Below are 13,308 nucleotides of genomic sequence, written 5' to 3' on the forward strand. Positions count from 1 at the left end.
CGGCTCAAGCTCCGGGTGAGCCTGACCCCGAAGGGGCTGTGGGCGATCGGGGGAATGGTGGGCGCGATCCTGCTTTCGACCGCGGTGATCGTCCGGATGGCGGATCCCGGAGGCAAGTGACGATCCGGGCCGGAAGCGTGGAGCTTCCGGCCCGGATGGCCGTCAAAGGATCAGGGGATCGCCAGGCGCGGGAGATACGGTACGCCCAGGCCGGTGACGTCGTTGTAGCCCGGGGTGACGAAGTTGAAGACGTCGTCGATGCCCTCGCAGATCGCTGTCGAGCACACCTCGAGCGGGAACGGCGTGGTGGTGATCACCTCCGGCACCGAGTTGATCGTCACCACCCTGACCAGGCTCGAGCTGGTGACGTAGCCGCGCAGCACGGCCGTGGGTGTCGTCGGCGCGATGATCTGGTTGATGCCGGCGCTGTTGGTGGTTTTGCCGACCTTGGAGCCATACAACCAGGGATTGGCAAACCCGACCATCGGCCTGGCAAGCAGTCCATGGACCTCGTTGACGGTCGCCATGACGCCGGCCATCAGCGGCGAGGCCAGGCTGGTGCCACCCTCGGCGATCTCGCAATACTCGGTGGTGGCGCTCTCCTTGGTGCAGCCGATGTCGCTGTGGCCGTCACCGGCGATCGTGTAGGTCTCGCCATAGAGATAGCCGGTGTACGGGTCCGCGTCGGCGGAGATATCCGGGCTTACCCGGCGGGACGAGAGCGGCACGCTGTAGCCGTTCGCTTCGTTCAGCGTCGTGGCGAGGGAAGCCGGCACGACCGACGCCTGGTAGGCCGGCTGCGCTTCGAGCAGGCTGATGCCGCCGCCGCTGCCGGCATAGAAGCTGAAGTCGGCGAAGGTGAGGCCGTCCGCGGTCGTGGTGGTCAGGCCGCTGGTGGTGATCGAGGTCTTGCTGTTGACGGTGGCGTCGGCCAGGTAGTCGCGGTAGGTGCCCCAGCCATATTCGGACTTGGCGCCGTATTGGTTTTTCAGCAGCAGCGACGTGCCGCCGACGCCGGTGACGTACGGGCTGGTCGCCTCCCACGAGCCGGTGGCGACGCCGTTGAGCTGCGACAGGTCGCCATCGTCGCCGGAGCTGAACAGCATCGTGATGCCCTGCACCGCGGCTGCCATGAAGGCCTGGTCCTCCATCGCCACGTCGGACGCGGCCACGGACTCGCCGTTGTTGCCGTAGCTGTTGGTAATGATGTCGGCACGATGGTTGTAGATCGTGTCGAGCAGGGCCGTGGTCAGGGTGGAGCCGCAGTCGCGCGCGCCGACATAGACGATGTTGGCACCAGGTGCGGAGCCGTGCACCGCCGCGACGTCGAGCGACTCTTCGGTCCACCAGCCGTACGGGCCGCAGGCCTCGCTGGCGCTGACATCGTAGATGCCGGCAGGAATGATCTGCTTGAAGTTGGCGCTGGTGAGCTGCGGAAGGTGATGGTTGGCGGCGTAGTGGTTGCCGTCCGATTGCAGCGTCGGAGAGGCGTAGGCGTCGATGATGGCGACTGTGATGCCGCGCCCGTCCAGGCCGATATTGAACGGGTTGAGCCCGTAGGCTGCCTGGATCTGCTGCGGATTGTAGCCGCAGGCGAGCCAGGGGAGCGTCTTGGTGTAGGGGCCGGGCTTGGTGCTGAGGGTGGCGTTGGCGTCGCCGAAATAGGTGCTGCAATAGGGCGACGGGGTATTCGACGCGACCGGCGGCGGCAGAACGGCCGCGGTGGCCAGCGAGGTGGTGCCGGACAGTGTCGCGGGCCTCGGCGCGGAGGCGGGTGCGAGTTGCGCGCCGGCGGTGACAGAGATGTGCTGCGGCTGCTTCAGGAACGTCGTGTCGTCGAGGCCCTCGATGAACACGATCTTGCCGGCGAGCTCAGCCGGAATGGTCGGCGCTTCCTTGTTGGCGCGCAGCGTCATGTTGCCGTAGCGATACATCTTCTGGCTGACGGCGAAGGCGTGGCCGAGTTGGCTGACGGTCGCTGTTGCAGACACGTAGGAGCCGAGCGGGCCGACCGTGATGTTGGTCATGCCGGCGCGACCGAGCATCGCCTGCACCGCCGAAACATCCGCCTCGTCGGGCGCGAAGCGGGAGCGGAACTCGGACTGGCTGAGATAATGGCCATACGCGGCGTTGCCCGGGGTCGACACGGCGGTCGCAAGGCCGCGGAGTGTCGGCACGTTCTTCAGCGCCATGTGCACGACGATCGAGACCTGCTGCCCGGGGGAAGCGGTTCCCGTTTCGGGAGCGGTCGGCACCCAGTTGGCAACGTTGCCGGCGAGCGTTGCCGAGAAAGCCGCTGTGGCAGCCGTGCTGGCGGACAGGGCGAGGGAGGCGGCCAGACAGGCACGGCCGAGACGTGTCTTGATCGTTCGAGGCAAGGTCGATCTCCGTTTTTGCGCGACACCGCTCCAGATCCATGGATAGGCGACGGCCTGCGTCAGGAACGGAGACTCTGAGCGCGAGCTGAGACGATCCGATGAACCGAGAACTTTTTCGTAACATTCTCAACGTAGAACGATTACGGAACGTATCGCAAGACCATCGTTTGTGACCTGGATGTCGATCGGTACAATTTTTATGGCGGCTGGCATGGTGACCTCGGGCGCCCTACACCGGCGCTTGGCACCGTTGTCTTCGCACCCGATCAGGAGGCCCGATGATCGATCTTCGCGACCACAGGCTGAATGCCGCAGAGGTCATCCGGGCGCTCGATCTGCAGCCGCATCCGGAAGGCGGTCACTACCGCGAAACCTGGCGCGATCGGCCGGCGGACGGCGGGCGGGGTGCCGGCACTGCGATCCTGTTCCTGCTGCGCGACGATGAGCTCAGCGATTGGCATCGCGTCGACGCGGACGAGCTGTGGATCTGGCAGGCCGGCGCGCATCTGGTGCTGACGACGTCGGCGGATGGGCACGATGCCGAGGCTCGCCATCTCGGGCCCGATCTCGGCATGCGGCAATCGTTGCAGCTGCTGGTGCCGCGCGGCCATTGGCAGAGCGCGGTTTCGCTGGGGCGCTGGACGCTGGTCTCGTGCGTCGTGGCCCCGGCGTTCCGGTTCGAGGGCTTCGAATTGGCGCCACCGGACTGGCGGCCCGTGCCACGCGACTAGCGTGCAACGAACATCCAGACCAGCGCGGAAAACGGCACCAAGGCGAGCACCGTGCGTCCGACCAGCGCGCTCGCGGCTTCGACCTGGGGCGTGGCGACGATCGCGCTCAACTGCCGCAGGATCACCGGCGTGCCGGCCTCCCGGCGACCGAACAGCGCAGTGTCGCTCTGGAACATGGCGTAACCGTTGTCGAAGCTGAGCGTGGTCATGTCTGGATCTCCCCTGTGTGGGCGCTGTTGCCCATGCCAGGAGTGATTGCAGTCGCCGTGCCAAGCTGACGTCCGGGATAAGCTATTGATCTTGCTTGGCTCATATACGACATGACGAAATACGATGGGAGCGGCGTGGCGTCGATGACCAGAAGTTGTGACTTCGTGGCATCAAGTGGTGTTCGTAACCAACTTAGTGCGCCTGGGGGCCTGCACACCGGTCATGGAGACCAAATCGGCTGCCGCTCGGCCGGGGCGGATCAGGCTCGGCGCGCGCCGCCAAAGAAGACCCTTGTCCACGATGTTGGGGCAGGCCCTGGACTGGAGGCCGGCGGTGCTTCACCCATGGTTCAGTCTCTCTAGCCTTTCACGATCTCCTCGGCGATGCGGTCCAAAGGGACTTCGATCTCCACTGCCCCGACCTCGCGCGCCACCTTCGGCATGCCGTAGATCACGCAGCTGGCCTCGCTCTGGCCAACCGTCCGGGCCCCGGCACGCCGCATCTGCAGCAGGCCGGTCGCCCCGTCCCGCCCCATGCCGGTCAGGATGATCCCCATCGCATTGGCCCCCGCCGCGTCCGCCACCGAGCCGAACAACACATCGACGGAGGGCCGATGCCCCGACACCAGTGGTCCATCGGAAACCCGACAGACATAGTGCGCGCCGGTGCGCTCCAGCGTCATATGGCGGGCACCTGGCGCGATCTGCACGTGGCCAGGCAAGACCCGCCGGCCATCGACCGCCTCGTGCACCGTCAGCGAACATTGCGAATCCAATCGCCGGGCGAAGGACGCCGTGAAGCCTGGCGGCATGTGCTGCGTGACCAGGATCGCCGGCGCCGTCGCGGGGAGGCGCATCAGCACCCGTTGCAATGCCTCCACTCCCCCTGTCGATGCCCCGATGGCGACGATCCGCGCAGCCGTGGAAAGTTTCGGATCGACCGCCAGAGGCGCCTCCATTGCCGAGCCTGCCTGCCGCCCGCGTGGGCGCGTCGCCGCGGCCTCCTTCACCTTCGCAATGAGCTCGGCTCCAAGCTCATTCATGCCCACGCAGATATCGAGCATGGGCTTGCTCACGACATCGATCGCACCGAGTTCGAGCGCCCGGAATGCCGCGTCCGTGCCTTTCTGCGTCAATGTCGACACCACGACGACGGGCATGGGATGCAGGGCCATCAGCTTCTCGAGGAACGCCAGGCCGTCCATGCGCGGCATCTCGATATCCAGCGTCAGGACATCGGGCATGAGTGCCTTTATCCGCTCGCGCGCGACGTAGGGATCTGCGGCACTTCCGACGACACGGATTTCTGGATCTGTCGAAAGGATCTCGGTCAGGAGTTGGCGCATCAACGCGGAGTCGTCGATGACGAGCACCTTGATTGCCATCAGGGGGCTCCTGTCACGGGCATGCCGGGCCCGCCTTGCAGGGCAGGCGGCATGCGCTGCCCCTTGGCATGGACAGGTTCGTCGCCCTGACGGAGCAGTGTCTGCGCAGGGAGCTCGAGCACGAAGGCGCGTCCGCTCACGGGCATATAGATCAGACGCCTGGCGACCGTGCCGCCGACTTCCGCAACGACCCAGGGTAGGCCGACACCCTGCAGGTACCGCTCGACGAAACTGACATTGAGACCGCCGATCCTACCCCGATCACCGCCAAGCCGGGCCCCGCCGAACAGCTTGATCTCCAGCCGGCCCGAATGCCCGCCTTGCTGCAGGATGTCGTTGATCAGGCGGGGCATGGCAAAATTGCCGTAACGCAGACTGGCGGCTTCCGTGTCCCACGCACCAGCGTCGCTATGGGGAAGCATGAAGTGATTGACACCGCCAACGCCGGCAACCGGATCCCGGATACAGGCTGAGACACACGATCCCAGCGCAGTCATGATGATCTCGTTTGCATCGCCGCTGACGTAATGCTCGCCGGGCCCGATCTTGACCGCGATATGACCGGATGTCGGATCGCGAAACCGGCCGACAGGCGGTGTGGCGGTCATGCGGTCACCTTTGACACGGCCGCTCACCGGACCTTGCGATAGATCGTGCGGCCAAGATGCTCGAAACGCTCGGTAACCCGGAACAGGCTTTCCGAATGACCGACAAAGAGGTAGCCACCCAAGACCAGCTGATCGGCAAAACGGTCGAACAGGGAGCGTTGGGTGTCCTTGTCGAAATAGATCACGACGTTTCGGCAGAAAATGACGTCGAAGCTGCCGGTCATGGGCCAGGGCCCGAGCAGGTTCAGCGGCTTGAACGTGATCAAGGATCTCAGCTGCGGACCCATTTCAGTTATTGTCGCGTCCCGCTGCCGGGCATGCCGTGCGAGAAACCCCGCCGGGATCGCAGCCGCACGCTCGGCGCTATACCGACCTGACGCACCATGCGCGATCATGTCGGTGTCGATGTCGGTCGCGAGGATCCGCGCGTCCCATGTTCCCAGATCCGGCATCGCGTTGCAGAGCGTCATCGCGATGGAATAGGGCTCCTCGCCGGATGAGCACCCGGCCGACCAGATCCGGAGCCGATTCCGATCGCGCGGAAGCTGCGCCAGGACCTGCTTGCCCAGGAACTCGAAATGGTGCGGCTCGCGGAAGAAACCGGTCAGGTTCGTGGTGATCGCATTGATCATGCGCACCCGTTCGGCCTGACCACCCTCCGCATCCAGCATCTCGCGATAGAGCGCAAACGACTCGATGTTGAGCGAGCGCAGCCGACGCCGGAGCCGACCATAAACCAGATCGCGCTTGCTGTGACCGAGCACGATCCCAGACTGCTGCCGTACCATGACGACGATCGCGGCGAAATCCGCATCCGTCAGGACGATGTCGCCCGTGAGTGTGTCCGGAGCCAGCACGATGTCGACCTCTGCCGTCGCTCAGAATTCCTTCCAGTCGTCATCTGCGGTGGCGGCCGACACCGTTGCCCGACGTAGCGGACGGCCCGGAGCCGCCCGTGTCACCGCGGCGGGGACAGGCTTGCGACCAGGCGCCGGTCGTGCGGGCGCCGGCCGCTGTTGGCCCTCGAGAACGAAGCTGGACACCATCTGTGACAGCGTCTCCGTCTGTTCCTCCATCGATTTAGCGGCCGCAGCTGCTTCCTCCACCAGGGCCGCGTTCTGCTGCGTGATCTTGTCCATCTGCGAGACAGCGACGTTGACCTGCTCCAGTCCGCCAGCCTGTTCCCTCGATGCCGCAGAAATCTCCGCCATGATGTCGGTCACCCGCTTCACCGAGGTGACGATCTCGTCCATCGTCTGACCCGCCGACGCGACCAGCTTGGATCCCATGTCGACCTTCTCGACGGAGTCCGAAATCAGTGCCTTGATCTCCTTGGCGGCATTGGCGCTCCGTTGCGCCAGGTTGCGGACCTCCGCGGCAACCACCGCAAATCCCCTGCCCTGCTCGCCGGCTCGCGCCGCTTCGACCGCTGCATTCAGGGCGAGGATATTGGTCTGGAACGCGATCTCGTCGATGACACCGATGATGTCGCTGATCTTCTTGCTGGACTGGGTAATGCCGCCCATCGTCCGCACGACCTCGCTGACCACCATTCCGCCACGAACGGCGATCTCGGAGGCCGATGCCGACAGCTTGTTTGCCTGCTGCGCGTTCTCTGCGTTCTGACGCACGGTCCCGGTCAGTTCCTCAAGGCTGGAGGACGTCTCTTCCAGGCTCGAGGCTTGCTCCTCGGTTCGCTGGGAGAGATCGGTATTGCCCATGGCAATTTCACGGGATGCTGTCATGAGCGTGTTGCAGCCTTCGGTGATCGAGGCCACGACCGACGACATCGTATCGAGCATGCCGTTGACGCCCTCGCATAGATCGACGATCGCACCCGTCTTGCCGACCAGGGAGATCCGCCGGCTCAGATCGTTGGCCTGCGCGGCAGTGACGATTTCCTGCGTCTCCTCGACTGCCTTACTGAGTGCATCCGCGGCAATCCGCTGCGCCGTTACATCGGTCGCGAATTTGACGACCTTGAATGGACGACCATTCAAATCGAGGATGGGATTATAGCTGGCCTGGATCCACACCTCACGGCCGCCTTTGCCGATCCGCTTGTACTGCCCGGCGTCGTAATCGCCGCGCCCTAGCTTGTCCCAGAACAGCCGGTAATCAGATCCCTGCCTGTCCACCGGGTCGACGAACATCGAATGATGTTGGCCTCGGATCTCATCGGCGGTGTAGCCGAGAACGCTCAGGAAGTTCGCGTTGGCCTGCTGTATCCGGCCATCCATCCCGAATTCAATGACTGCCTGAGCCTTATCGATTGCTGCGATCTGACCCTGATAATTGACAGTTGCAAGCTTTTGCTTCGTGACGTCGGTGGCATATTTCACGACCTTGAACGGACGACCGTTCATGTCCATGATGGGATTATAGCTCGCCTGGAGCCAGACTTCGTGTGCGTCCTTGGCAAGCCGCTTGTATTGACCCGCGTCATATTCCCCTCGTCCGAGCTTGTCCCAGAACAGGCGATATCCGGAGCCCTGGCGCTCGATCGGGTCCACGAACATCGAGTGATGCTGGCCCTTGATCTCCTCGAGTGTGTATCCGAGCGTCGCGAGGAAGTTCTGATTGGCGTGCAGCACGCGACCGTCGAGGCCGAATTCGATCACGGCCTGTGCCTTCCCGATCGCGGCAAGCTGACCCTGATAATCGGCATTGGACAGCATCTGTACCGTAATGTCTGCCGCGTACTTGACGACCTTGAACGGTCGGCCATCGATGTCCATGATCGGATTGTAGCTCGCCTGGATCCACACCTCCCGGCCGCCTTTGCCGATGCGCTTGTACTGCCCCGCGTCGTACTCGCCGCGACCGAGCTTGTCCCAGAACAGCCGGTACTCGGCGCCCTGGCGCTCCAGCGGATCCACGAACATGGAGTGATGCTGGCCGCGGATCTCGTCGAGGGTGTATCCCAGCGTGGTCAGGAAATTTGCGTTGGCGTGCAGCACGCGTCCGTCGAGACCGAACTCGATCACCGCCTGTGCCTTGTTGATCGCTGCCAGCTGGCCCTGGAGGTCGGCATGCGCCATCTTCTGTGCGGTGATCTCGGTCGCATACTCGATAATGGCGGTCGGATGCCCCAGGGCATCAAGAACCGGGCTGTAGCTGGCCTGGATCCAGATTTCGCGGCCGCCTTTGGCCAGGCGTTTGTATTGGCCGGCCTCGAATTCGCCTTGGCCGAGCTTGTCCCAGAAGGCCCGGTATTCTGGGCTCTGCCGCTCCACCGGGTCGACGAAGATCGAGTGGTGCTGGCAACGGATCTCCTCGAGCGTGTAGCCGAATGCCTTCAGGAAGTTGGCGTTCGCCGTAACGATCCGTCCGTCGGGACTGAACTCGATGACAGCGTGGCTGCGGTCGAGTGCGGCTGCGCGGAATTCCAGATCACGGGTGTGATCCTGCAGGCTTTTTGCGGATCCCCGATCGGCACGGGATGTCGAAAACAGGGTCCGGGCAGCGCGGCTGATGAACACGGGGAAAGTCCTCTCGGCAGTGAATCTGGGACAACGGGTGATCAGGTTGAAATCAATGCGCTTCCGAGCGTGACGGCGATGTCTTCGGGGAGCGCCATAAGTCTGTCGAGGGACACGAGCACGACGAGGCCGCGCTCCAGCGGGATGATGCCGGCCAGCAGGCTCGTCGGGACATCCGTCCCGACCTCGGGGATGGGCCGGATATCGTTCGCGGCAACGGTAATGATGTCGGACACCGCATCGACCAGCAGCCCGGCGATGCGCGCTCCGGTCTGGATGATGACGACCACGTGCATGGAGGTGGGTTCCGTCAGGGCCATCCCGAAACGTGCGCGGAGATCCAGGATCGGCACGATGACGCCACGCAGGTTCATGACGCCCCTGATCCAGGGCGGAGCATGCGGGATAGCGGTTGTCTCCGACCAGCCCTTGATCTCCCGCACGGCCATGATGTCGATGGCGTATTCGGCAGCGTCCAGCGTGCAGGTGATGAACTGGCTGCACGGATCGGTCCCACGCCGCGACCGGCTGCCCTTCGGGACCAGCGACAATGAGGTGGGCGGGGGCATATCCATGACGGGTTCCTGGTGACTGGACTGTACGGTCAGGCGGCGAGGCAGCGAGGGCAGGCGGACGCGGGGCGACGCGGCACTCGAGGTCGGTGCAGTGCGGTCATGACGCCATCATCGACGGAACGGCAGTTTCAGCGCGCAGTCCGGTTACATCGAGGATCAGGGCGACGCGGCCGTCACCCAGGATGGTGGCGCCGCCGATCCCGGCAACGGACCGGTAGTTCTCCTCGAGGCTTTTCACCACGACCTGTTGTTGCCCGAGCAGGTCGTCGACGAGGAGTCCGATCTTTTCACCGGCATCGATCTCGACGATGACGACAATCCCCTGGGTCGGGTCGGTTTTCGCGGCGGTGACGTCGAACTGCTGGTGCAGCGGCAGCAGCGGGATGAAGACGCCGCGAATGGCAAGGACGTCGCCGCGCCCGACGATCGAGTGGATGTCGGATCTGGAGGGTCGCAGGCTCTCCACGATTGCCGATAATGGCAGGACATACGCCTCGCGACCGACCGAGACGACGAGACCGTCAAGCACTGCGAGAGTCAGTGGCAGGGACAGGAGGAACCGGGATCCGGTACCGGAGCGGGATTCGATCGCGATGCGGCCGCCAAGGGCCTGGATGTTGCGACGAACGACGTCCATGCCGACACCACGACCTGAGATGTCGGATACGATCGCGGCCGTCGAGAAGCTGGGAAGAAAGATCAGTTCGTCGATCTCGCTGTCCGTGGGCGTGGCGTCCGGGGCGACCAGGCCCCGCTCGCGTGCGCGGGCAAGGACCCGGACGCGGTCGATCCCGCGTCCATCGTCGGAGACTGCGATGAAGATCCGGCCGGCACGCTGTTCGGCACCGAGATGGATGGTGCCGCGCCCCGCCTTGCCCGCGGCGATCCGATGTTCCGGCGTCTCGATCCCGTGGTCGACGGCGTTGCGAAGCAGATGGGTCAGTGGGTCGGCGAGCTGCTCCACGACCGTCTTGTCGATCTCGGTGTCCTCGCCGGTGATGACAAGCTGGACGTCCTTGTCGAGCTGGGCCGACAGGTCACGGATCAGGCGCGGCATGCGCGAGAAGACGGACTTCACCGGCTGCGTGCGGATGGCCATGACGGCTTCCTGCAATTCGCGCAGATGTTGTGACAGTGTGCCGAGTCCGACCATCAGCCCTGGACACAGGTCGGGCGGCAGCGTGCCTCCAAGTTGCAGCAGCATGGCCTGGTTGATGACGAGTTCGCCGACCAGGTTGACCAGGCGATCGACCTTGACGACATCGACCCGAACCGAATGTGGTGCGGCGGTGGCGGTCTCGGGGCGGCCCGCATTTCCAGTTTCGGCGGGCGCGGCCCTAGACTCGTGTTGCTCGGCCGGAGCCGCCTCGACCTCCTGGGGGGCGATGACGGGTGCGACCATGGGCTCGATTTCGAGCATTGAATCGTCGGCCACGAACTCGAACACGTCGATGATCTGCGCACGGGTGAGTTCCGACCCGACATCGATTGTCCAGGCCAGGAAGGAGTCCTCAGGCTCGAGGCAATCAAGCGCCGGCAGGCTGGACAGGTCGACAGCCACCGTCGTCGGCGCCAGGCGCATGAGTTCGCGGATCAGGAGGAGTGGGTCGTTGGCGGTTCGGAACAGGTTCGGGTGCGGTCGGAACTTCACCCGCCATCCCGGCGGCTGTCCGGATGCGATGGGGGGACCGGCCGGAGGCGGCGCATCTCCCCGGCTGACGTCCGCGAATGCTGCGAGCAGGGCGGTTTCCCGGTCAACGGCCACGACCAGTCCGTCGCGCTCGGCGGAAATCAGGTCCGCAAGTGCATCCGTGCCTTTGACGAGGAGCGCCAGCCGGGCCGGAGTCAGGGAGAGGGCGCCCTCCCTCACCAGGTCCATCATGGTTTCCATGACATGCGCGAATGCGACGATGCGCTTCAGGCCGAAGGAGCCGCCACCGCCTTTGATCGAATGGATGGCACGAAACAGCGCGTGAATGGTCTCGTCGTTGCGGCGGCCATCCGCGAGGTCGCCGAGATGCAGATAAGCGCTCTCGAGGAGCTCGGCGCTTTCCTCGAAATAGACGACGCGAAGGTGGTCGAACGTCATCCCGACTCAACCGGTTACGCGCTTGACGACGTCGATCAGCTTCTGCGGGTCGAAGGGCTTGACCAGCCAGCCGGTCGCTCCAGCGGCCTTGCCTGCAAGCTTCTTCCGGTCGTCGGACTCGGTTGTCAGCATCAGGATCGGCACGGTGCGCCATTTCGGGTCGGCCCGGAGGGCGCGGATGAGAGCGACGCCGTCCATGTTCGGCATGTTGAGATCGGTGATGATCACGTCGGTCGGTGTGATCTTCAGCGCTTCCAAAGCCTTGAATCCATCAGCGGCTTCGCTGACATCGAAGCCGGCTCGACGCAGCGTGAAGGCAACCATTTCACGAATGGTGCGCGAGTCGTCGACCGTCATGACCCGTTTATGCATCTCAATCGACCAGCGGAATTGCGGCTGAAAGACCAAGATCGGCAATCGCGGATGACAGGGCAGGGGATGGATACCGCAGGGAGAATATCGCACCGCGATCATGCGCAGTGGCGACGGACGCGGCAATGATCTGGAGGCACACGGTCGAGGCCCGTTCCACCTGGCTGCCGTCGAGACATATCGCACCCGCCAACAGGCGGCTCCGCAACGCGTGGCAGAGTGCGTCCGCCTCGCCGAGATCGAGGCACGGAGCGAGTTGCAGGAGCGCCTGACCGGTCTCCTGTTCGGCCAGTCCGTCGTCGATGACCAGTTCAGCTGCGCTGCCGGTACTATCCATGATCTGATCCCATTTCATTCCGGCCAGCAGTCCGAACGTAAGTCGAAACCATTGATGATGAGTTAAGGCGGCGAAGGCTCGATCGCTTGAAACTGAAGTCCGGGCGACGGGTGTCCCGACTAGAACAGCTCGACATCGCCAACGAAGGAGGTCCGGGCCGGCTCCGGCACGGGCGTGCCCAGAAGACGGCCGAGAAACCTCTCCTGGACCAGGCTCAAGGTCTGGCGTTCCAGGATGCGTTCGAGCAGCGCCCGGTCGATTTGCGATCTGGGTAGTTGCGGAAGCGAGCGTTCGGTTTCCGACTGGAGGGTCGCCGTTGCCCCGGCGAGCACCTCTATCGCTTCCATGACGTGGTTCAGGTGTTGTGTCGCACGATCCTGGAACTGGGCGCCCATGACGATCTGGGCGATCGTTTCGGCGATGCCGGATGAAGCCCGGATCGTCTCGTCGACGACGGCGGCGAGATTGCGGTTCTGCACCACCATGCCGCTCAGCACGGCGTCGAGTTGCTGCTGTGTCTGGCGATAACGGGACGTATCGACGGCAGCGATTTCCTCGAGCTGCGCATGGGCGTGGCGCACGCCCTTCACCACGTCTCCCACACGGGAGCGCACGAGATGCGACGTGGCGTCGGTTTTTTCCGACAGATCCTTGAGCTCGTTGGCGATGACCTTGAACGTGCCGCCTGAGGCATCGGCCCGGTTGGCTTCGATCCTGGCATTCAGTGCAACGAAACGGGTCTGCCTGCTGATCGCCTCGATCTGGCCGACGCACTGCTCGGTCGCCACGACGTCGGAAATCACCTGGTCGAGTGCCGTCACCATGCGGCCGGCCTGCTGGGAGACGGCAAGCAGGGCGTCGATGCCTTCGCGCAGCGCGACATCCACGATCCTGGTGGCGTCGGACATCGGCATCGGGACGCCGCCGACATCAATGGCTGCTGCAATGGCGGCGACCCGCTGCACGCGTTCGGTCTGCTCGTCGGCGGAGCTGGCCAGGTTCTGGAAACGGCCCGAAAGGTCGAGCGTGCTCTGCTCGATGAGGGCAGACGACTCCCCCAGCTGCTCGATCGACGCACCCAGGCCGCGACGCTGGATTTCGCCCAGGCCGAGCCACCTGCCGAGCAGGGCGACGAGATCGGG

Annotated in this window: 12 protein-coding genes; 1 reads left to right on the top strand and 11 read right to left on the bottom strand. The window is 64.3% G+C overall.

What is annotated here, in order from left to right; all coding sequences use genetic code 11:
* Positions 1–170: 170 nt before the first annotated feature.
* Positions 171–2,378, bottom strand: a complete 2,208-nt coding sequence (locus ACOEQ2_RS09720) for a S53 family peptidase (RefSeq protein WP_419727792.1) — start codon at positions 2,376–2,378, stop codon at positions 171–173.
* A 278-nt stretch (positions 2,379–2,656) separates the two neighbouring features.
* On the opposite strand from ACOEQ2_RS09720, the gene ACOEQ2_RS09725 reads away from it, so the two are divergent.
* Complete coding sequence (locus tag ACOEQ2_RS09725; RefSeq protein WP_419727793.1) at positions 2,657–3,109, top strand: cupin domain-containing protein; 453 nt, start codon at positions 2,657–2,659, stop codon at positions 3,107–3,109.
* On the opposite strand, the gene ACOEQ2_RS09730 is transcribed toward ACOEQ2_RS09725, so the two are convergent.
* From ACOEQ2_RS09730 to ACOEQ2_RS09775, 10 genes are all read right to left on the bottom strand, one after another.
* Positions 3,106–3,318: a hypothetical protein gene (locus ACOEQ2_RS09730; protein WP_419727794.1), complete on the bottom strand. Its 213-nt coding sequence runs from the start codon at positions 3,316–3,318 to the stop codon at positions 3,106–3,108. The genes ACOEQ2_RS09725 and ACOEQ2_RS09730 overlap by 4 nt on opposite strands.
* A 359-nt stretch (positions 3,319–3,677) precedes the next feature.
* Positions 3,678–4,703, bottom strand: coding sequence for a protein-glutamate methylesterase/protein-glutamine glutaminase (locus tag ACOEQ2_RS09735; RefSeq protein ID WP_419727795.1), 1,026 nt, complete (start codon positions 4,701–4,703; stop codon positions 3,678–3,680).
* Entirely contained in the window at positions 4,703–5,200 is a 498-nt protein-coding gene (locus tag ACOEQ2_RS09740; RefSeq protein WP_419727796.1) for a chemotaxis protein CheD, read from the bottom strand. Before ACOEQ2_RS09740 ends, ACOEQ2_RS09735 begins: the two co-directional genes overlap by 1 nt.
* Positions 5,201–5,334: 134 nt before the next feature.
* On the bottom strand, positions 5,335–6,168 hold the full coding sequence (locus tag ACOEQ2_RS09745) for a CheR family methyltransferase (RefSeq protein ID WP_419727797.1): 834 nt from the start codon (positions 6,166–6,168) through the stop codon (positions 5,335–5,337).
* A 21-nt stretch (positions 6,169–6,189) separates the two neighbouring features.
* A complete protein-coding gene (locus tag ACOEQ2_RS09750) occupies positions 6,190–8,793 on the bottom strand; it encodes a PAS domain S-box protein (RefSeq protein WP_419727798.1) in 2,604 nt (867 codons plus the stop codon).
* 41 nt (positions 8,794–8,834) lie between these two features.
* Positions 8,835–9,368: a chemotaxis protein CheW gene (locus tag ACOEQ2_RS09755; RefSeq protein WP_419727799.1), complete on the bottom strand. Its 534-nt coding sequence runs from the start codon at positions 9,366–9,368 to the stop codon at positions 8,835–8,837.
* 97 nt (positions 9,369–9,465) lie between these two features.
* The gene (locus tag ACOEQ2_RS09760) at positions 9,466–11,457 is read right to left on the bottom strand and encodes a chemotaxis protein CheA (protein WP_419727800.1); all 1,992 of its coding nucleotides are present in this window, start codon (positions 11,455–11,457) and stop codon (positions 9,466–9,468) included.
* Between the two features lie 6 nt (positions 11,458–11,463).
* Positions 11,464–11,829, bottom strand: a complete 366-nt coding sequence (locus ACOEQ2_RS09765) for a response regulator (protein ID WP_419731188.1) — start codon at positions 11,827–11,829, stop codon at positions 11,464–11,466.
* Position 11,830: 1 nt separating this feature from the next.
* Positions 11,831–12,166 carry an STAS domain-containing protein gene (locus tag ACOEQ2_RS09770; RefSeq protein WP_419727801.1) on the bottom strand — a complete coding sequence of 112 codons (336 nt, stop codon included), beginning with the start codon at positions 12,164–12,166 and terminating at the stop codon, positions 11,831–11,833.
* A 119-nt stretch (positions 12,167–12,285) separates the two neighbouring features.
* Positions 12,286–13,131 (bottom strand): methyl-accepting chemotaxis protein, encoded by an 846-nt coding sequence (locus ACOEQ2_RS09775; protein ID WP_419727802.1) that lies wholly within the window; start codon positions 13,129–13,131, stop codon positions 12,286–12,288.
* Between the last annotated feature and the right edge of the window lie 177 nt (positions 13,132–13,308).

This window comes from Lichenicola sp. (genome assembly GCF_965198575.1).
Taxonomy (GTDB): Bacteria; Pseudomonadota; Alphaproteobacteria; order Acetobacterales; family Acetobacteraceae; genus Lichenicola.

Coding starts and splice junctions, on each gene's coding strand:
- ACOEQ2_RS09725 (WP_419727793.1), top strand. CDS start 2,657: ATGATCGATCTTCGCGACCACAGGCTGAATGCCGCAGAGGTCATCCGG.
- ACOEQ2_RS09765 (WP_419731188.1), bottom strand. CDS start 11,829: ATGCATAAACGGGTCATGACGGTCGACGACTCGCGCACCATTCGTGAA.
- ACOEQ2_RS09770 (WP_419727801.1), bottom strand. CDS start 12,166: ATGGATAGTACCGGCAGCGCAGCTGAACTGGTCATCGACGACGGACTG.
- ACOEQ2_RS09755 (WP_419727799.1), bottom strand. CDS start 9,368: ATGGATATGCCCCCGCCCACCTCATTGTCGCTGGTCCCGAAGGGCAGC.
- ACOEQ2_RS09760 (WP_419727800.1), bottom strand. CDS start 11,457: ATGACGTTCGACCACCTTCGCGTCGTCTATTTCGAGGAAAGCGCCGAG.
- ACOEQ2_RS09730 (WP_419727794.1), bottom strand. CDS start 3,318: ATGACCACGCTCAGCTTCGACAACGGTTACGCCATGTTCCAGAGCGAC.
- ACOEQ2_RS09740 (WP_419727796.1), bottom strand. CDS start 5,200: ATGACTGCGCTGGGATCGTGTGTCTCAGCCTGTATCCGGGATCCGGTT.
- ACOEQ2_RS09735 (WP_419727795.1), bottom strand. CDS start 4,703: ATGGCAATCAAGGTGCTCGTCATCGACGACTCCGCGTTGATGCGCCAA.